Source organism: Agarivorans sp. D1326 (assembly GCF_056958115.1).
In genome coordinates, this window is the sequence record NZ_JBTWEN010000001.1 from 107,188 (window position 1) to 128,045 (window position 20,858).

General features: G+C 42.3%; 16 protein-coding genes and 1 tRNA gene. 2 read left to right on the forward strand and 15 right to left on the reverse strand.

The genetic code is table 11. The annotated features are described in order from the left end of the window. The 6 genes from ACYFDN_RS00525 to ACYFDN_RS00550 form a co-directional block, all read right to left on the reverse strand. Positions 1-1,386, reverse strand: a complete 1,386-nt coding sequence (locus ACYFDN_RS00525) for a phospholipase D-like domain-containing protein (RefSeq protein ID WP_483509654.1) — start codon at positions 1,384-1,386, stop codon at positions 1-3. 146 nt (positions 1,387-1,532) lie between these two features. Next, complete coding sequence (locus tag ACYFDN_RS00530) at positions 1,533-3,161, reverse strand: hypothetical protein (protein WP_483509655.1); 1,629 nt, start codon at positions 3,159-3,161, stop codon at positions 1,533-1,535. Positions 3,162-3,648: 487 nt separating this feature from the next. Beyond that, complete coding sequence (locus ACYFDN_RS00535; protein ID WP_483509656.1) at positions 3,649-4,656, reverse strand: FUSC family protein; 1,008 nt, start codon at positions 4,654-4,656, stop codon at positions 3,649-3,651. Next, positions 4,643-5,524, reverse strand: a complete 882-nt coding sequence (locus ACYFDN_RS00540) for an efflux RND transporter periplasmic adaptor subunit (RefSeq protein WP_483509657.1) — start codon at positions 5,522-5,524, stop codon at positions 4,643-4,645. Before ACYFDN_RS00540 ends, ACYFDN_RS00535 begins: the two co-directional genes overlap by 14 nt. Positions 5,525-5,541: 17 nt before the next feature. Further along, positions 5,542-5,760 carry a DUF1656 domain-containing protein gene (locus ACYFDN_RS00545; protein WP_483509658.1) on the reverse strand — a complete coding sequence of 73 codons (219 nt, stop codon included), beginning with the start codon at positions 5,758-5,760 and terminating at the stop codon, positions 5,542-5,544. A gap of 90 nt (positions 5,761-5,850) precedes the next feature. Continuing rightward, the gene (locus tag ACYFDN_RS00550) at positions 5,851-7,179 is read right to left on the reverse strand and encodes a serine hydrolase (protein ID WP_483509659.1); all 1,329 of its coding nucleotides are present in this window, start codon (positions 7,177-7,179) and stop codon (positions 5,851-5,853) included. A gap of 96 nt (positions 7,180-7,275) precedes the next feature. On the opposite strand from ACYFDN_RS00550, the gene ACYFDN_RS00555 reads away from it, so the two are divergent. Next, positions 7,276-8,178: a LysR family transcriptional regulator gene (locus ACYFDN_RS00555; RefSeq protein WP_483509660.1), complete on the forward strand. Its 903-nt coding sequence runs from the start codon at positions 7,276-7,278 to the stop codon at positions 8,176-8,178. 76 nt (positions 8,179-8,254) lie between these two features. Here ACYFDN_RS00555 and ACYFDN_RS00560 read toward each other — a convergent pair whose 3' ends face one another. The 7 genes from ACYFDN_RS00560 to ACYFDN_RS00590 form a co-directional block, all read right to left on the reverse strand. After that, entirely contained in the window at positions 8,255-9,427 is a 1,173-nt protein-coding gene (locus ACYFDN_RS00560; RefSeq protein WP_483509661.1) for a patatin-like phospholipase family protein, read from the reverse strand. 10 nt (positions 9,428-9,437) lie between these two features. Next, positions 9,438-10,295, reverse strand: a complete 858-nt coding sequence (gene pdxY, locus ACYFDN_RS00565) for a pyridoxal kinase PdxY (protein ID WP_483509662.1) — start codon at positions 10,293-10,295, stop codon at positions 9,438-9,440. Positions 10,296-10,602: 307 nt separating this feature from the next. Continuing rightward, the gene (locus ACYFDN_RS00570; RefSeq protein ID WP_483509663.1) at positions 10,603-11,253 is read right to left on the reverse strand and encodes a hypothetical protein; all 651 of its coding nucleotides are present in this window, start codon (positions 11,251-11,253) and stop codon (positions 10,603-10,605) included. A gap of 93 nt (positions 11,254-11,346) precedes the next feature. Next, positions 11,347-13,215, reverse strand: a complete 1,869-nt coding sequence (locus ACYFDN_RS00575) for an aspartate:alanine exchanger family transporter (protein WP_483509664.1) — start codon at positions 13,213-13,215, stop codon at positions 11,347-11,349. 84 nt (positions 13,216-13,299) lie between these two features. Next, positions 13,300-14,673 carry a glutamate decarboxylase gene (gene gad / locus ACYFDN_RS00580; protein ID WP_483509665.1) on the reverse strand — a complete coding sequence of 458 codons (1,374 nt, stop codon included), beginning with the start codon at positions 14,671-14,673 and terminating at the stop codon, positions 13,300-13,302. A gap of 420 nt (positions 14,674-15,093) precedes the next feature. Further along, positions 15,094-15,181 (reverse strand) — tRNA-Ser (locus ACYFDN_RS00585). 172 nt (positions 15,182-15,353) lie between these two features. Further along, on the reverse strand, positions 15,354-16,319 hold the full coding sequence (locus tag ACYFDN_RS00590; RefSeq protein ID WP_483509666.1) for a glucokinase: 966 nt from the start codon (positions 16,317-16,319) through the stop codon (positions 15,354-15,356). A 328-nt stretch (positions 16,320-16,647) separates the two neighbouring features. On the opposite strand from ACYFDN_RS00590, the gene ACYFDN_RS00595 reads away from it, so the two are divergent. Continuing rightward, positions 16,648-17,496 (forward strand): MurR/RpiR family transcriptional regulator, encoded by an 849-nt coding sequence (locus tag ACYFDN_RS00595; RefSeq protein ID WP_016401844.1) that lies wholly within the window; start codon positions 16,648-16,650, stop codon positions 17,494-17,496. Positions 17,497-17,797: 301 nt separating this feature from the next. On the opposite strand, the gene ACYFDN_RS00600 is transcribed toward ACYFDN_RS00595, so the two are convergent. Beyond that, positions 17,798-20,122 carry an acyl-CoA dehydrogenase gene (locus tag ACYFDN_RS00600; protein ID WP_472591085.1) on the reverse strand — a complete coding sequence of 775 codons (2,325 nt, stop codon included), beginning with the start codon at positions 20,120-20,122 and terminating at the stop codon, positions 17,798-17,800. 40 nt (positions 20,123-20,162) lie between these two features. Further along, positions 20,163-20,789, reverse strand: a complete 627-nt coding sequence (gene psrA / locus ACYFDN_RS00605) for a TetR family transcriptional repressor PsrA (protein ID WP_483509667.1) — start codon at positions 20,787-20,789, stop codon at positions 20,163-20,165. Between the last annotated feature and the right edge of the window lie 69 nt (positions 20,790-20,858).

Here is a 20,858-nt window from a genome sequence, read left to right on the forward strand (position 1 = left end):
TTAGAGGTCGTAAACTAAACCCAGCGAGCGATATATCGCATCGCTTATTTTGCTCCCTGACACCTTAATGCGCTGTTGTTTTCCTTGCTGCCAAATAGTCTCTCCTTTCTCGGTCAATCCAAGTTGCCACAAATGGGTATCGCGATCTTGGAACAGATACTCTTCTAACTGTTCAGCAAAGCCTTCTCCGCATAGGTACAAACCAAACTCGAGATTAAGATGATCGGAGCGCGGATCAAAATTAGAGGACCCAACATAACTACACTGCTTATTCACAACCAACGCTTTTACGTGGTAATAATGCTTAACGTGTCCTTTCTCTTTGTCTGGAGCAAACTCATAGAGTTTAACGTCTTGTTGTAATAACTGTTTTCGATAGGGGGAATAATACGCTCCAACAAACGCTGAATCACTGCCCGTTTTACCAGCAGTAATTGCTGTTACCTTTGCACCAGCTTGCTTGAACCTTTGTATATCACTTTCTCCAACGGCTTTAGGCAATAAATACGGTGTAGATATAACAAGCTGGTCAATCTGCTTATGCTTCTGCTGAATAGTTTTAGACAACCGCTCTCGATGATAAGGTTGTTTGTCTTCAAGTTTATTAAGTGAATCAAACAAAGCGGTCGCTTCAACAGAAGTGTATTCTGGTTCAGCGATAGCTAATACACTGCCCGCAATCGCAGCTAGCTGCAATGGGTATTTGTTGGCAAGCTTGGCAAAACCCGCTAAAAAATAGTCGCGCTCTTCTGCCCTTGGTATCCCCACTAAGGTCTGAACATCAACCGCACTCTCACTCTGAAACAACTGATTAAAGTTTTTCTCAAAGGCCGCTAACACAGCTCCTTTTACCAACAAATCCAAATCGAAAAAGTTTGCTTTTTTACTGTATTCAAAATAACTATCACCGATATTGCGCCCACCAGTAATCATTAAATCACCATCCACTAGCAGTAGCTTTTCATGTAAGCGATGATTACGTTTGTTTTTATGGATCTGAAAATCAAACATGCGGCTAAACCAGCCTAGCTGACGCGCTTCAAAAGGATTAAAAATGCGTATTTCAATGTTTTGGTGAGCGGCCAATGTTCTTAACCACATATCATTAAATTCAAGTAGGTCATCAAGAACTAACTTTACTTTTACACCTCTGTCGGCGGCCATTCTAAGTTCTCTGTATAAGTAGGCACCACTTAGGTCATGGTCCCAAGTAAAATACTCCAGCAATACGTAAGACTTAGCGTTTCGAACTGCCGCTATGCGATGAGCTAACGCCTCCTTCCCATTTGGTATTAAATAAACTTGAGCAGGCACAGTCTCGGGCTGCCAGTTGCTAGTTAAGTCTTTAGCTATTGGCGGTGGCGCACTTGAGCACCCCGCTAACATACAAAACAATCCTAGTACCACCAGCGGCCTACTTCGCCAAAAGTTGGAAACTAGAATGGCTACACATTGATTAATAGAGTGCATAAGGAACCTAAATTTAAACGTGAAGATAGAGAACTTAGACGAGCATCCTTGCTCAACAATACTTAGAAACGGTAACCAACATTTAAGGTGGCAGCTGTGCGGTCTTTACCCACATTAATAATGCCAGTGATATTGAAGTTTTTGTCTAGCTCTTTATTAAAGCCAATGAGGCCAGCCCAACGTTGACTGCGAATACCTACGTTATAGTCCATTTCAATACCTTGGAAACGTACTGTACCTGTCATGTAGTCATCGTATCCTTGATATTCAGCACCAATAAATACTTGAGCTCGTTGTTGCTGAAACTGGTAACCAAGCATTGGTTGTGCGGTAAAAATACTGCCCCCCCAATCATCTGCACCATTCATTTTGGTTTTGGTTACAGTGCCAGTTAGCGAGGCAAACAAGTTTTTATATCCGATAGACAAGGTGGTGCCTGCACCAAGTAAGTCATATTGAAGGTGAATTGGAACGTTAAAATCACCCGATGGAACGTAAATGTGTTCACCTAAACACTTGTCTCCAACCACCAGACCAATACACTGGTCGATCCCTTTAAAATGGGCTTGTACATCGGCATCTACGTTTAGCTTTCCTACCAAGCCAAATACATTCCAAAATGGCAAGATGTAGGCGTCTCCACGAAGGGTAAAGCTCTCGGTATTTACTACCGCATGAGTTTTTTCTGGGTCGAAGAAAGTTTCTAAAAGTGCTGGGCTTAAACCAAAAACACTAAAGCTGGTAAAATCGAAGTTAGTCTCTTGGCCACGGTAAGCCATAGAAAACCCATAGGGTTTTGGCAAGTCAATGCCCTTTCTACGTAACGTATCGCCAAAAAATGGAAGAACATTTTCTAATTTTACGTTTTCTTCGCGAACACGGGGATCAGACATCTCTGAAAGCAACTGCTGATCCTTAATAATGGCTCCCGCAGCATTGTCGTAAAACGCGACAGGTTTGATTTCCATGTCTAATTCGCAGGCATGGCCTTTACATGTACCTGTTGCGTTTACCTCTTTGTGTTTAATAACGTACTCACCAGTATCTAGCACTTCAAGTTTAAGTACCTGGCGATACTTATTTACTCTTCCTAGATCGTGTTTGAACGGTTGATTATTGGTAATAACCATTTCTTTCACTAAACCGTTTCTTACCGTCATTTTCACTTGCATAAATCGGAAAAATGCTAAGTCTTGTGGCAGCGCAAACTTTGAGTAGTTAAAACTAACCGTCGCACTACCATCGTTATTCTGGTCAACCTGCAACGAATTTTTGTCGTAGGTACTCGCGTATTGGCGCAACTTGTATTCTGTCATCGCCAGCTTCTCGATTTCTTTTAATAAGCCCTTTCTGTGTTTTAGGCTTTCTTCTTTGTAACGAATGTTCAGATTCATGCGGCCTTTAAGGTCGGTACTATGGACCAAAAAGTACTCTGTTGTTTCGGTACCATGTTTTCCTGTAAAGCTTTTAGTTACGTGCTCAACAAAGTGCTCAGTTTGTCCTAGATCACTTAAGGCCAAGCCTGGAAGATGTTCAGGAATATTTAAATCTCGCAACTCGCTAAATTCATTTGCATTCTCTAAGTTAGAGGTGTCTTCGTGTTCCGCAAATGCGGTTGCAGAAAACATGAAACTAGATAGTAATGCTGCTTTAATCCAAGAGCGTGGTGTTGTGTTGTAAAGTGTTGTCATTACAGTTCCAAATTGAAAAACTCAAAAGGTTTATCAACGAAACGTATAAGCAAACGTCCCTATCTAACTATTACGTTAGGTCAACGAATAAATAGAGCTGGCAACGACTCCCCGCTCTGCTGATGGACGTAGAATAAAAGAGGCAAGATTAAGGCGTTAATCAGTGATGATGGATCGAATCCTCAGTTTAATTATTAGCCTTATCCAATACCTGGCTAACTGAAAAACTTGTAGGCTTTAAACAATGGAGATAACGCCGGATAGGCAACTAGATAAAGACCAGATCACCCAACATCCTTGTTCGGATTAGATAATCAAAAGAGCTTCGATGAAGGCTGCAAAGACAGCACCACCAAAACGCAACCTAATAAGATTAATGCTAGCTAAGGGCCCTTTGCGAAATTGTGGTAATGAATAGAAGGTTATTGCAATACAGTCCGTTTACCAAGTGCAGAAAAGTGCATGCCAATTAACAATTGTTGTCGGCTCACTTGGCTTCAGCCAACATGTTTGTGCTAAAAAATGTATCTACAAAGTGAATAACAAAACGAACGATAATTAAAATTAGGCTCAGGAATAACAGCATCTGCAATGAGGCATTTATATCAAATACCGGCCTTAAGTGCTGAGCGTTCATCGTTAGCAATACCAAAAACTGGCCGCCAAGGATCCTCATGGGTACTTGATTATCCTTTGGAAACAAACGCCAAACTGCAAATGTATTCACAAAGTAAAATGCCCCAAGCTGCCATGCATTGTCTAAAAGTGGTAACACAAACACATACTGAGTAAGCACAACAAAAGCCCAAACATAGACTAATCCTAATATCTTGTTGAGGTAGTGGTAAGGAAATTCGATAATGCTAAGGCCCATAGTTGCAGCAATGAGTGGAAACATAAATCCACCAGGCATAGGCAGATATATCCATAACATCCAACTGACTAGGGTAACGACAACAAACTTAAGTGCACGTAAACGCCCCTCTGCTTGGCTAAGAAGAACTTGCTTCGGCAGTGTTTTAGGATCTTTTACCTCTGGCCACAACAAGCTAAAAACTAGCGAATAAACAACTACCCCTAATATCGTTTCTTGCACCCTAAGCACCGCAAGGCTGAAACTTAGCGATTGGCTTAAACCACTCGCTAACGAGACGATCACTGCCACTATAAACGCCATCTTATAAACATAAGCATATTTCGAGCGGGCAGACATGTAAGCGGCAGTGCCCCCCAATAAAAGTTCGCTTAGCAAAAACAGTTCCCGCTGCTGGCCGAATAAAGCCAATAATGCAAACCCCAGCACTACACCACTGGCAGTACCAATCACTCGCTGCCTTGCTTTATGTAATGCGTGGCTAAAGCTTTCGGTGGTTGCCATTACTACCACCGCAATAGCTGCCCAATAGGGTTTCTCCCAGCCAAAGCTTAGCGCTAGAACAATGGTTAAACTTAGGCTAATGGCAACTTTAATCGCTTTTATGCTAGCTACGCTCATTAGCGGATACCTGCTTGTTAATCATAACTGAAGCTGTAGTCCCTACTCTTAACTGAACATTAGCTGGGAGCTCGGTCACGGTAATTTTAACCGGGAGCCGCTGGGCCAAGCGTATCCATTCAAAGTTAGGGTTAACACTTGGCAGCATATGAGTACTCGTGCTGCCGTCTGCTTGCGCTATGCCATAACCAATACTGCTTACTTGGCCTTTTAGTGGCGTATCGGGGTAACTCATCAAAGTGATTTTAGCCATGTTACCTTGCTGCATCGCTTCTATATCCGTTTCTTTAAAAAAGCCTTCAATCCAAAAACTAGACTCATCGATTAAAGCAACAACCGGTTGATTAGCGACTACATGTGCACCCTCAGCTAAATTGAAGTTGGTAATGTAACCATCCTTGCTGGCATACACTTTTGTAAAACTTAAATTAAGCTCAGCCCCTTTTAGCGCAGCAGACGCAGCTTTAACATTTGCCTGCGCGGATAGAACATCATTTTGCAAATTGTTTAATGTGATTACTGGTACCGAACCTGGAGTACGTTTTTCTAGAGCGCTCATTCTTTGCTGTTCGTTGTTAGCCCTGGCTAAAACTGCTTTTGCTTGGGCTAAATTTGCATTTGCTTGCTGGCTTGCGGTTTGATAAACGCTATCATCAATTTCAAACAACAACTCACCGCTTTTTACTCGCTGATTATCTGCTACATAAATCGCAACAACCGGCCCAGTAACACGGGGAGTAATCTCTACGATATTGGCTCTTACCAACGCATCACGAGTCCAAGGATTGGCAAGATAATGCTGGTACTTTAATCCTGCCAACGTAGCGGCAACAACCACTAGCAATACAGTTAATATTTTGGTTTTCATTTAAATTTCCTAGTGTTTTATGCAGGAAAAACGTAAAGGCTTAGCGCAACCGCGTATATCACCAACAGTGATAATTCAACTAACACAGGCGCATATAAATATTTCATCGCGCCTAAACGGCCAATTAGCACCATGGTCAAATTTGCCGCTACATAAGCAGTACCAAACGCAATAAGTAGCGGCGGGAAATAAATCTCCCCAACTGCAATTTCTTTAGGTAAGTATTCTTGGAACATGGTTTTGCCTTGGTGTTAGTCGATATACGCTGAGATTAAAACGTAAAAAAGGAAAGAGTTAATCGCGAATGTAGGATCACATCCTCAAAACTAATAAAACTGATTTGCAGCCGCTCGTAAATACTCCATCATCTTAGAAGGGCAGCTCAAAGGTTCAAAAGCTTGTGACGAAAAATACACCGCAACATAATCGCGCTTAGTATCGATATACATGCCTTGCCCAAAATAGCCTTGTAGACAACGCGCCCCATCGTCATAAACCTTGTCAAAATTAAATGCATGCGACGTGCTGTTTCGCGCTAAGCCAGTTCGTTTACCCATGTCCAGCATAAGCTTGGCAGGCAATACCGGGGTATCGGTAATAGTTGGCCAACTAGGACAAAGTAACAATCCTACGCGAGCTGCATCTTCTATCGAAGACAATATAAAGTCGTGGCTTAGAGCGGTGCCATCTGGCGCTAAGGTCACCACCATCGGCGCCTCTGCTTTAATATTTCCCCAAATTCTGTTTTCAAAAATTTGTGTCCAAGGCAACTGTTCAATTTCTTCCGCAATATAAGCTAAAACGGCTCGTGTTATTGGGCCAACCCCTTGTTCAGTGGCAGCTGCCTCCCCTCTTTCTCTTTTAATTTGTTTTACAATGTCGAGCCAGTTTTCTTGGTAACCGGTGTATGCATTTGGCCGGCCAAATTGAGCCGCTAAGAAACGAGACATATAGGAATTGGGGTCAAACATTGTCTGTTGAGTAGGAGTAATGTTTAAACCACTAGTACCATTGATCGCTTGACGAATGCTCACCCTGTCCCACTCGGTATTGCGAAACTCCGGAAGGTATACGCTTATAGATCTATCTATATCAATCTTCCCTTCATCAATAAACTGAGCAAACACCATACTAATTGCTAAACTCGACAGCCCCATCCATACATGGTTTTGCTCGGCTTTCATTCCTGGATAGAGCTCGAATACCACCTTACCTGCCTGTACAATAATTAAGCCTTGCACTCGGCTTTCCGGTAAAGAAACATAGTCGTTTAAACTACAAGTTTGGTTTTTACCTATTACCTCGCCAATTAATGGGTTAATCGACCGAGCAAGTCGATGGTTAGGTTCCGCTGGATTCACTAACGAGGACGGCAAAAAACGATTTAAATACGAGTTATAAATAAGTGCATCGTTGCCCCCCATAACAAATTGCTTAGGGCTAAAGTTTTTGTGCGCATGACGAATTTGCTCAAGTGAAAATCCCTGCAAGCTCGCTGATACTGGTAACAAAGGTTCTGCACTTTGATTAAGTATTTGCGCATACTTCTGTTCAATGTACCGAGCATCCGGTTGTTCAGCGATACGGATCGCCGTTGCCACTGCGCCAACGTTTGCCATTAAGGTGCCACGGGCAAGGCTCTGTTTAGTTTTCATGGGATAGCTCTTTTAAAACGGTAGGTGTTTATATTGCTACCTAGAATAGTGCTATGCTTTGCTCAGTGATAATCGGACTTGAAGGACCAAATCCACATGCATTTTAGTCTGGAACAACTTGCAGCATTTGTAGCGGTTTATGAAAAGGGCTCATTTAGTGAGGCAGCGGTTAAACTAAACAAACACAGAACCACCATTGGCCAAGTGATAACCAATCTAGAAGACCAACTGGCCGTTGAGCTGTTTGAGCGAATTGGCAGAAGCGCTAAACCCACCAATGAAGGGCAACTTTTATATAGCTACGCCAAGGTAACAATAGAGCAAGCTAAATCCTTTAACAAAATGGCACTTAGCCTATCTTACGGGCAATTAGAGTGCCTAAATATTGCCTATACAAGTCTAATTCCCAGTGATGTATTAGTGAGTATTCGTCAGCTTTTATTAGAAAAATACCCGGCAATGAAAGTTAACTTTCTAATTAAAACCAAAGAAGAGGTTAAAGCAGGGATCGAAGATGATTCAATACAACTGGGCTTTGTAAATGTAGATCAACGCACCCCCATTACGAGTTTCGATATTACCTTCCTTTGTTACCTTACTTTTGGTCTATACACAGCTAAAAATAGTCCTTTGGCAGAGTTACCAGACGATCAAATATTTGGTGTTTTAAAGACCAGCAAACAGCTGATACTAAAAGCTTATTTAGATGATGAGATCTCTCAAAAAATTCTATTGTCATCTAATTATGAAGTTATTGAAGACTTCTCGCTATTACTTAGCTTAGTTCAGCAAGGTGTGGGATGGTCATTATTGCCAAGGGTCACAATTGAAGACCTGGGCGATTTGTTACAACTACAAAAGCTTAACTTGAACGAAGTGAGAGATGATTTTCAGTTTCCTATTGCGCTTTGGGCACCGCGCGCTAAAGCGATAATGGAAATAAAGAAAGATGTAGAGTCACTGGTTGTTGCGTACATTAACGAACGAAGAGCTAGATAACGAGAACAAGCTATCTGGTGGCAAGGGCGAAGCAAGATGAACTTGTCTTCGCCTCATATTAAGCAAGCGAGCACTATTAGGGTAACTCTGTGTGCCACTGTTGCTGGTCAATTGCTTTCGTAAAACCGTAATTATAAAGCGCCAACATATAGTCTTCATCAAACATTTTTTTACCCTTTTTCTTCTCAGTAAAGTTTGCAGTAACGTAGGTGAATTTGGTGTTAAAGTTATGCTTTTCACTAAAATATAAGATTCGATATAGATCACCACGATTTTGATTAAGGGTTAAGCTTTGAACGCTACGCCCAAGCAACTCTACACCTCTGTCCTTCAAATGTTGATAAGGTAGATCTAGTCTGCCATTACGCACCACATATATATTTGGTGAGCTATCAATGCCTAATGCCTGGGCTATGTTGTTGTAATCAAACCCGGCTGGGTCGGCAAACATTTGTGCACTAAGACCGCCATCTACATGCATCTCTTCTAAGCTTTCGCCACTAGCGTTTACTTCAATAAACTGCGGAGGAAAAATGCCGGGTATAGATGAGCTAGCACTTAGCACTTGATGAATCAGCTGATCCTTATTGGGATGATCACTTGCCGCAATTTGACCTAAGTTCCAAACAACTTGTCTACCAGAATCAAAATGCGTTGTGCCTATAAACAAGCGCTTACCACTGTTATGTGTAGCAGCAATTTTAGCGATCATTTGCTCATCAAACGTTGCAGCAATAAACTCGTTTAAGCCTTGCCCATTACTAACCCCGTCTTTAAATAAGGCATTTAAATAATTGCGCTTCGACAAAATGCGCTTATCGCTAATACCTAACATGATGTTTTTCATAGTGACAATGTCGTCGCCACCTACAAAGACAAATGGCGCAATAAGAGCGCCAGCACTTACACCTGTGACCACAGCAAAATCAGGTAAGTTGCCGCTTTCATACATCCCATTAATAATGCCAGCACCATAGGCACCGTTTGCTCCCCCGCCAGATAAGGCAAGAATATTTAGCGAACTAGATGAGGTACGTAATACTGTAGTATGAGTGTCTTTGTTATATAGGAAATTTGGTGCCTCATTGCCCCAAAAGCGCAACGGTTCACTCAATGATTGCTCGGCTATTAACGCTACTTGTTGATAGTTCTTTTCGGTTACGCGTTTGTCTAGCTCATGATGCGAACTACAAGCACTTAATACTAACGTAGCCAAAACAATCTGCACTAAGGTTTTTGTATTAAACATCGTCTCTACCTCAAGCCACTTTAGAAGCAGCAAAGCTGTGGCGAGGCTCGCTTAGCTGATCTTGTGCAAAAACAGTTTGCAGCTCCCACTCACCACATTGCCGAGTAGCCTCTAATACACCAAAACTCGCGTTGTTAGCATGCTCTAAAGCCATAATGGGTGGCCAACCTTTCAATAAACCTCCGGTAAATAGCGCCGAAATCAGATCGCCCACGCCCACAGGGGCTTTATCAAACTCTAGATTAGGACGTTTAACCAAATAGCAGCCACTTGAATCAGCCATCATCATGCAAAACTGCTGCTTTGATAAACTATGTAGATGTTTAACCAACACCACTTTGGGTCCTTTTGTTAAAGCCTTCTGACATGCTTCGATAGCTTCATTTAAGGTGGTTATTTCCATCCCTACAAAGCGGCTTAGTTCAAATTGATTAGGCACTATCACATCTGCTTTAGGCATAACCTGTTCAACCAAATACTCGCTAATACCTTCTGCTAAAATACAGCCTTTATCAGGGTCACCCATAACGGGATCGCAAACGTATATCGCCTTTGGATTAACCTGTTTAACCATATCTACGGCGGCGATTAGTGATTTCGCCTGAGCGGCATCGCCCAAATAACCAGACACAATAGCTTGGCATTGTTGTAACTGCCCTATTGCATCAATTCCCTTCACTAAATCAGAGATGGCATCTGCCGGAAAGCATTGGCCAGTCCACCCTTGAGCATATTGCGTATGATTAGAAAACTGTACGGTATGAACGGGCCAAACTTCAAAACCCATACGTTGCAGTGGAAACACCGCCGAGCTGTTTCCAGCATGGCCATAAACAACATGTGATTGAACAGAAATAATGCCTTTCATGATGCGACTTCTCTACTTAGTTAAAATGGGAAGGCTATGACACCGCCTTAAACTAAACTGGAATACCCAGCCCTATTTGGATACAGGCATATTATTAGAAGTGTTCGAGCAACGTTAATCAGCATTGATGGATCAAGTCCTACCTATTCAATATAAGCCAGCAACTGGATGCCTTGTTTTAGCCAACACAAGTTAATGCACTAACGAAGGTGGCTTGTAGAGCATTTACGCGCTCACAAGATTTTAGCCCTACGGCATAAGAGTTATAGAGTGATGAAGTGATGGATTCTGTGAAAAAGAATTAAGGTCACCAAGTTAGTGGCTGTAGTAATTCATACCAATAGTTAACTTGGCCAGGTAGAGGCTTAGGTAAGTAACTAGCTTCAAATAACAATACTTGGTGGTTAAACCAAAACAAGCCAACTAATAAAGCAAGATACCCAAATCTCAAACTTATATTAGTTTTTTTTGTAAATGGTGAGCGTAGCAACGAGACTATTGGACCAAGATATACAGCAGCAAACCACGCGATAGAGCCTAGCGTAACAATGGCTAAGCGAAACATGGCTAGCTGGCTTTTCTGCATGGGCGCTTGCATTGCGATAAGCGAAAGTTGTTCAGTTAAAGGCATAAAAAAGCCGGTAATCGCGCTCGCTAGAGCTAGATACATCAGTAAATCGCCCACTACGAATAACCAATGGTCGCAAGCTCCTAACTCGTCCATCGTTGATGAACCAATAAAACAAATTAACGAAATAACCGATAAAGCGAGTGCTACAAATAACGCCATATCAGCTCTGATATGAATACCATGATTTACGCCTGGCAGCGCTATTCCACCATCAATATTGAATAAGGTCGAAATCTGAAAAGATACAATAGCGATGATAAAGCCCACAATCGTTAGGCGAGCTCGCATCACGTTAATCGCAATACGTATACCTGTAGGTTGTGTCATTAAAGGTACCTGTAGTCTTATGAGTAAAAAGCCTTAATAGCAAGCTGCTATTAAGGCTTTACAAATGATAAGCGCATGCTTAATCGTTAAGGGTTATGAGAACACCATAGCCATGTAACCTAAGATCAAGACTATTGCAGAGGTAAGCGCATAAGGTACTGGGTAAGCTACCGCAGCAATACCACTTTGCGAAATGTCCTGAATACCATTTAGCGCAGGCGTACTATTTCGTCCTCCAGCACAAGCTCCAGCTAATATGACCGGGTTCATCTTTCTAATGTAGTAACCGTAGAGCCAAGCTAAGAATGGTGGCACTAAAGCGCCTAACAAACCTAGTACTGCTATCCAAAGCACGATAGTACCTTGGAATGAAGACATAATTTTAGGTCCAACTCCAGCAGCTAGAACCGCCACAAATAAGCTTAAACCAATGTCATTTAGGAAGGCTCTAGCCCCTTCACTAGTAGGGCCACCAAAATCTGGATTGCGCGTACGCAACCAAGACACCAAAATCCCCATCAACATACAGCCTGCAGAAGTACCTAATGCAAATGGAATTCCACCAATTTCAACACTAGCATGGCCAATCACAAAACCAATAAACAAGGCTAATGACATAAATGATACTTCGGTATAAGCGCTTTCAACTATAGGTGTAGCTTTAAGCGATTTAGCGGCTTGTTCTACACACCATGTAGGACCAGCAAGACGTAATACATCGCCTTTTTCTACAATAGTTTTAGGAAGATGTGGTATTGCCACACCAGCTCTAAACAACGACTTTAGATGTAAACCAAAACCAATCTTTCGGCCCACTTCTGCCAGCGTTTTTCCTGCAAACTCTGTTTTTCCTACATGAATATCCGCAACTTCTATATCTACCATTCTGGCGCGAGGTTCCGAGACTTCTTTACCAACTTTATCTTTGCCATTGAGTAGTAGGTTGTAATCGCCCAACACACCAACAATATCGCCTAACTGTAAAGAAGGATCTTTTTCAGCATCAATCACTTCGTCACCGCGCACTACTTTTAAAATTGCTGCATGAGGATTCATTTTGAACAATTGGCTAACGGATTTGCCAACCAACTCTGCGTGTTCAACTTTATACGAGCGGATCTGCTTATCGGTGAACCCTAAAATAGATGTACCTGCTGTACCAGGTAGAGCACCACCATCTTCACCGCCACTAAATTCTTGTTCTGCTTTTTGGGCTTCAAGCACAGCATCTTTGCCAAACATCTTAGGTAAGTATTTAATCAACAAGATAATGAATATTGAAGATAATACGTAGCTAATGGCATAGCCTGCAGCCATATTGGCACCTACCGTATCAGCTGTTACACCTTCAGGTAATTGGAAAGCTCCGCTAGTTACTGCTGATTGAGCCACACCCATTACGGCGGTCACTGTATAACTTCCCGAAATAATACCTGCTGCATAACCAGGCCCTAGGTCTAACACTTTCACGCCAAAGAAAACGATTAAGAAGTTGGAGAAAACAACAATTAAACCAATAACTAAGAAGTCAACACCACCTCTTGCCAAGCCAGAAAAGAACTGAGGACCAACTCGCATACCTAAGGCATACATAAACAGCATCAGAAAAATATCTTCTACTAAGCCTGGGATATCATAGGTAATCCCATAAAGTGCACTAGAGGCCAGAGCAATTAATATACCTGTGACCAAAGTGCCCGCTGTAGCACCTAAATTGATTCCTCCAACGGTAATTCGGCCAATGGGGTATCCAATCGCTAAGGTTAAAAACAGATAAGCAAAAGGGTTACTCGCTAAATAACTTAAAGCCCAAGCAATACCGCTGGAAGCCTCTGATTCAATTGTTGACGCATAAGCGTTACCAACAAACAGAGTTAATAAAAAACATAAGCCCAGTATAAGGCTTAAAATGTATTTTGGAGGCGCAGCCAATACGCCCGCCAGTTTCGTTCGAACATTCATAATTAGAAACCACCTTCATTTAAAACAAAATAGAAGAAGTAAGCACTACTTCTTCTATTCCACTACTTCATAATGTGCCGATACTTAACACTTGCCTGGCGACACTTTATGTAAATCATGAAGTTTTGGAGGTGTAGCATTACCACCATGCTCTTCTAAATACTCGCAGGCCATTTCAATATCTTTGGCTAATATTTCCGCGGCATCGCGGTTTAAGTGAGGACGAACAACGATACGTAAACTGTTCACTTCCTGAGCATTGGCAGGCATAGAGTAAGCCGATAATATCCAGCCACGCTCACGTACTTTGTTTGAGATATCAAACTCGTTGTAGTTAGTCACTGATTCATCTAGTGTTAGCGCAACAACTGGTATACGCTGGGTTTCGTTCATTACTTTAAATTTACCGGTGGCTAATAAACGGTCACGTAAATACTCGGCATTTTCAACAGTTTGCTTCATGATGCGGGTGTAGCCATCTTTGCCTAAACGAATGAAGTTGTAGTATTGAGCCATAACCGTAGCGGAGCTCTTACTAAAGTTAAGCGTTGCTGTTGCGGCCTCACCACCAAGGTAATTTACGTAGAAAACTAAATCTTCATTGAAAACGGCGCGCTCACGAAAGATTACCCACCCTAGTCCTGGAGGCACTAAACCAAATTTATGACCAGATGCATTAATAGATTGCACACGTGGCAAACGGAAATCCCATTCATATTCTGGATATAAGAAAGGATTAACAAAGCCACCAGAAGCCGCATCAATGTGCATTGGGATAGAAATACCCGTTTTTTCTTCGTAGGCATCTAACCAATCGTGAATAGCTTGAAAATCATCATCTTCACCGGTGAAAGTTTGACCTGCAATACCTACTACACAGATGGTGTTTTCATCAACGTACTCGTCAAGTTGCTCTGCAGTTAGTCGGTATTGACCAGGCTTTAAAGGAACAATGCGAGGCTCTACATCGAAGTACTTAAGGAACTTTTTCCAAACAATCTGAACGTTACCGCCAGTTACCATATTTGGTCTTGTGGCATCTTTACCTGCTTTTTCTCGTGCTTGGCGCCAGTTCCACTTGTGTGCTAATCCAGCCAACATGCATGCTTCTGAAGAACCAATTGTTGCCGCACCATAAGGTTCAACATCTTTAGGGCCATTCCATAAATCATGTAACCAATTAACACACTTTTCTTCAGTTGCTTTAGTGTGAGGATACATATCTGGATCTGCAAAGTTACGGAATGAACCGTCCTTAAAAATCTCAGCGGCTTCAGGCTCTACAAATGTAGTAACGAATGATGACAAATTAAGCATTGGGTTTGCATCGGTCCAACATTCACTTTTAACTAAAGCTGCTGCAGCACGGGCTGCCATGCCTTGTTCAGGGAACTGCTGAGGAAGCTCAACATTAAATTGCTCGTAAGGGCTTAGGTCTGCGTGTTTATCGTGTGTCATGGAATATCCTAAATATGATAACAATTAAAATATGTAGAACTCAGTTGTGTTGCTTAGCGCCAATTCAAAGTTATACGACGCTAAATAATCCGTATGAGTAATACGCTTTGCGTGTAACTGGAACCAATCATAAAGAGGATTTAAGAAACGTATTAATCAGGTTTGATGGATTGAATCATTCAAAAGAAGGAGGGAGAAAAGCAGCATTACAAAGTCGCACCAAATAATGAAACAGTAGATGCGTCGATTCAAAAAGTGGTGTCCGCAATATAGAGCAATGCTTCCAAATGGTAGTGTTACAATCTTGTTTTACAGCGATATCAATCAATGCTAATGAACGATATTGGATCGTTATCTTATTGTTTGCATTGGATATTAGAAAAGGAAAAAGACGCCCTTGGACGTCTTTAAACATGAAGATGGCGGTGACGGAGAGATTCGAACTCTCGAAGGGTTGCCCCTTACACACTTTCCAGGCGTGCTCCTTCAGCCACTCGGACACGTCACCTTATTTGATTTATTGCGCTTAGCAATAATGAGGCGCTAGATTACGGATCACTTATGTTTGGGTCAATAACTTTTTGGCCAAATACTGGCAACTGCCGAGTTCTTAAACAATTTTTGCTGACTCAAACAAAAAAAGAAGCCGAAGCTTCTTTTTCATTAAACAGCTGTTGGACCTAGATACGGTAGCCGTTACTTTGACGTAAGTAAGCAGCTGCACCCTGCAAGCCAGGCTGTTCTTCAGTAATGATGTAAACAGGCACTTTTGCCACAAAATCTACAAAACGCCCTTTATCTTCAAAACGCTTGCGGAACTCACTGTTATTAAAGAAATCCATAAAGCGTGTAATGATACCGCCAGCAATGTATACGCCGCCGAAGGTAGACATGTTAAGCGCTAAGTTACCGCCAAACGAGCCTAAAGCACGGCAGAACACTTCCATTGCTTCTACACACACTGGACAGCTGCCGTCTAAACCGCGAGACGTTACATCTGAAGGCTCAAAGTTTTCTGCTGTTTTACCATGCATATCCATTAGACCCTCGTAAATGTTTACTAGACCAGGGCCGGAAAGTAGGCGCTCTGCCGAAACATGGCCCAGACGTTTTTGCAAAAATGCTAAAACGTGTGCTTCTTTTTCATCATTTGCGGCAAACTCTACATGGCCGCCCTCACCCGGAATACATACATACTCGCTGTCGTGGTGAATTAAGTGAGCTACTCCTAAACCAGTACCAGGACCGTATACTGCGATTGGTGCGCCTGTTTTAGCTTCGCCACCGCCCACTTGGATTTTTTGCTCATCAGTCAATGTTGGGATCGACATAGCAATGCCAGTGTAATCATTAATTACGTGGAAACCTTCAAAGCCTAATTGTTCTTGTACTTCTTTCTTAGAGAAGGCCCAGCTGTGATTGGTCATCGCGATCCAATCTTTGTCGGTAGGACAAGCAATGGCAACACAAGCTTGAGTTACAGTCTCTTGCTGCTCTTTAAGGTACAGGGAAATCACATCAGCGATGCTTGGGTAGTCAGCACATAAATACTTTTTTAAACGCCCTATTTCACCTGTTTTAAGTTCAACAAGTGCTAAACGAATATTTGTACCACCTACGTCGGCAATTAAACCAAAACCGGCCATTTTGTTTTCCTTCATACCAAGTTCAAAAAATAGAAAAATATTATTACGCATCCTAACAAACTCAGATTAAGATGGCTGTACTATATTTATGTTGTCGAATTTTACCGCTTTTGTTCTGAAATTTCGTTAGTAAATTACTAATTGCATACTCATTTTCAAAGATATTAGACCTAGCTCAAACTATAAAATCCCTCTCTAGTCTATGATTGCTCATAATTCAGCTTGTTTTACTAAAGTGTCTGTGTAATTGTATGACATATAATTTTGTTGAAAAATTATTACATTTGACAACGTCGACATAACAAATGCGCTAAAAATAACGGATATTATGAATACGCTTGAAAAAATTACTAAAAATTTAGAAAACTTCAGCAAATCAGAACGTAAGGTTGCTGAGGTAATTATCGCCTCCCCTCAAACGGCGATTCATTCAAGTATTGCTGCATTAGCAAAACTCGCTGACGTAAGTGAACCGACAGTAAACCGCTTTTGTCGGCGCTTAGACACTAAAGGTTTCCCAGACTTTAAATTGCACTTAGCTCAAAGCTTAGCTAACGGCACGCCTTACGTTAACCGCCATGTTGACGAAGAAGATGGCCCAGAAGCTTATACCTCTAAGATTTTCGAATCGTCTATGGCGAGCCTCGAAGCAGCAAAAAATAGTTTAGACCCTAATGCAGTAAATCGCGCTGTAGATTTATTGACCCAAGCCAAGAAAATTTCGTTCTTTGGTCTAGGCGCTTCTGCATCGGTTGCTCAAGACGCACTAAACAAGTTCTTCCGCTTTAATGTGCCCGTTAGTTACTTTGACGATGTAGTAATGATGCGTATGAGCTGCATTGTGGCTACCGAAGAAGATGTGATTATATTGATTTCGCATACTGGCCGTACTAAAGCGATGATTGATATCGCGGTACTTGCTCAACAAAACGACTCAACGGTTATTGGCATTACCAGTAAAGACTCACCGCTGGCCAAAGAATGTAACCTTGTATTGTCTATGGATGTACCAGAAGACACAGACGTTTACATGCCTATGGCATCACGCATTGCGCAAATGGCACTGATTGACGTATTGGCTACCGGCTTTACCCTACGCCGAGGCGAAAAATTCCGAGAGAATCTACGTAAAGTAAAACAAAGCCTTAAAGACTCGCGCACTGATAAATCATTGTAGAATGTCTACTAGGAGCCAGCGAAAGCTGGCTTTTTTGTGCCTGTTTGTCAGCATTTTCGTTTAACGCTCTCCAGCGCCATTAGCGTTAAACAGTTCCGCACTAAGTATTCTATTACCCGCTCGATACGTTAACTGCAGCATCACTTATTTTAACCTAGCGCGTAAAATCTACAAGAGAACTCTGATAACCACCTAAGTCTTACATCTACGCTATTGGACTTCTTTGAAGATTAACTGTTAGATATCAGGCAATAAAAAAGGATGCTCAAAGCATCCTTTTTATCTACAAACTGCTGTAACGCTAAGCTACATTAACTTCAGACTCTATAGGTGCATTTTTCGCTTCTAATACACCAGGTTCAAAGTGATCAACTTGAATAGCTTGGTAACGCAACTTATCTGCTTCTAGCAAGTTACTTGCTTCTTCTTTAGAAAGAATGTCTTGCGCTAGAGCTTTTTCAACAATCTCAGCTAGGGCAACTTTACGCGGTAACTGGCCAGCTTTTTGTGCCTTAGCAATTTTGCGCTCTAAAGGACGAACCTTATACATAGCTAAGAATGCTTGCTCAATAATCGCTACTGCGTCACCTTCACCGCCAGTAGTTACACACAAGTGACTTAAGCGTTCGCGTGCAGCTCCTGGCGTCATCATGGTTTCACAAATTTGATGACTTATTTGATCATCGGCCAACTTAAAGCGATTGCCATAAGGGAAGACAACAGTTTTAAGCACACGGGCGACAACACGGTTTGAGAAGTTTTGGAAGAAGCCTTCAAAAGCAACGCCAATCTCATGCAAGTTACGCTCAACTGCCCACTTAACAAAAGGTAGATCTTCTGCTGGACGGCCTTGATCTTCATAATGCTTTAAGGTGGCAGAAGCTAGATAAAGATTACTTAACACATCACCTAAACGGGCAGAGATACGCTCTTTACGTTTAAGATCGCCACCTAGAATTAGCATAGACATATCGGCACATAGCGCTAATCCGCGGCTCATTCTGGTTAACTGGCGATAATAAACCGCAGTGTCGCCCGATACTGGGCTTGAGTTAAACGCAGCACCAGTTAAACCTTGGAATAAACTACCCGCAAAGTTGCCAACACCAAAACCAATGTGTTTTAGAAGCAAACTATCAAATTCTGCCAAACCTGCTTCTTCATCAGGATTTGCCGCAGCCTGTAGCTCTTTAAGTACATATGGATGACAACGAGTTGCACCTTGACCAAAGATCATCAAGTTACGGGTTAGAATATTTGCGCCTTCTACAGTAATTGCTACAGGTACACCATTATAAGCGTGGCCAAGATAGTTCATGGCACCTAACTGAATCGCACGGCCAGAGTGAATATCCATGGCGTCGTCTAATACTGTACGCGCCATTTCGGTCATGTGATATTTAGCAATAGCGGTAACGATGGCTGGGCTTTGATCTAAATCTAAAGCGCCTGCAGTTAAACGACGAGCCGCTTCTAGCTGGTAAGTCATGCCACCTATTCGAGCAAGCGCTTCTTCGACCCCTTCAAAGCGACCAATTGATAAGCCAAACTGCTTACGAACGTAAGCGTATGCACTGGTTGTACGCGAGCTCATATGGCCCACAGCGGTGCCAAGGGCTGGCAAAGAAATACCGCGACCAGCAGATAAACATTCAACCAACATACGCCAGCCTTTACCCGCGTAATCCGCGCCGCCGATAATCCAATCTAGCGGGATAAATACATCTTCACCAAAAGTTGGGCCGTTCATAAACGCTAAGCCCAGTGGGAAGTGGCGGTCACCAGTGCGAACACCAGGGTGGTCGGCAGGAATAAGCGCACAAGTAATACCTAACTCTTCTTGATCACCTAACAGGCCTTCTGGGTCATAAAGTTTAAACGCCAAACCCACTACAGTAGCCACCGGGGCTAAGGTAATGTAACGCTTGTTCCAGTTTAACCGAATACCAACCACTTCTTCGCCGTTAAATTCACCTTTACAAATTATGCCTTTATCGGGAATTGCACCTGCGTCAGAGCCAGCTTCGGGACCGGTTAAGGCGAAACAAGGAACATGAGTACCGTCAGCTAATCCTGGCAACCAATGATCTTTTTGCTCTTGAGTACCATAGTGAAGCAACAACTCACCAGGGCCCAAGGAGTTAGGAACCATTACAGTTACAGCCGCAGACAAACTGCGAGTAGCGATGGTGCTTACGATGGTTGAGTTGGCAATGGCCGAGAACTCTCTGCCACCGTAAGATTTAGGAATAATAAGTGCGAAGAAACCTTCGGCTTTTAAGTAGTCCCATACTTGCTGTGGTAGATCACGTTGATTTTGCACAATATCAAAGTCATCCAGCATGTCTAAAAGCGTGGCCACTTGAACATCCATAAAGGCTTGTTCGTCTTCACTTAAAGTAGCTTTGGGATAATTGTGCAGTTTATTCCAATCTGGCTTGCCGCCAAACAATTCGCCATCCCACCATACAGAACCGGCTTCCATCGCCTCTTTCTCGGTTTGAGATAAGGGAGGAAGAATTTTCTTAAACACTTTAAAAGCAGGTCGAGTTACCAGCTTTTTACGCGTATCGGGTATGCACAACAGCACCACCGCTGCGGTTATTAACATTAACAAAATAGTCATGGTCAAATCCTTATTTCACGTACTTTATAGTTTTTATTGTTTAGGTTGGCGCACCCACACCGGCTGCCAAATAGGGGATTACTTTTCTGATTAATCCTTCGGTATTTAAATCTTCATTAAAGTCGGCGCTGGCAATATCTTTTAGGGCAGTGCTCGATGCCATGGTGAACACCACTGTTCCTAAGGTGAAATGCAAACGCCAAAATATATCGCTGTCAGATAAATCTGGATAAGCTAATCTCACCGCTTCCTGAAAACGGCTGAGCACTTCTCCAAAGTGATGAGTAATAAATTTACGTAGGTGCCCTTGGCTGTCGGTATACCCTCGTCCTAATAATAGTAGGAACATTGCGGTACCGTGTTTCTTCACTTGGTTCATTTCAAGCAAGGGGTCAATAAACGAAGAGAACACTTGGTCAAGATTAGGCGGTGTATCACCTTCTATATGTTCTAACATCGCTTTGTCTACCAAGGGCATAAATTGCTCTAGGTAGCGCATAAGAACGGCTTGGATAAGTTCTTTCTTAGAACCAAAATGGTAGTTTACCGAGGCAAGATTAACCTCAGCATGAGAAGTAATTAACCTCAACGAGGTATCGGCAAATCCTCGTTCAGCGAATAAACGTTCAGCTGCATCGAGGATCTTACTTTTAGTTCCTTGTCTCACTATGACACCTTAAAAATAAAACACCTGTTTAAAATCTACGTTTAAGGCCTTCAGATGTCAATCATTCGC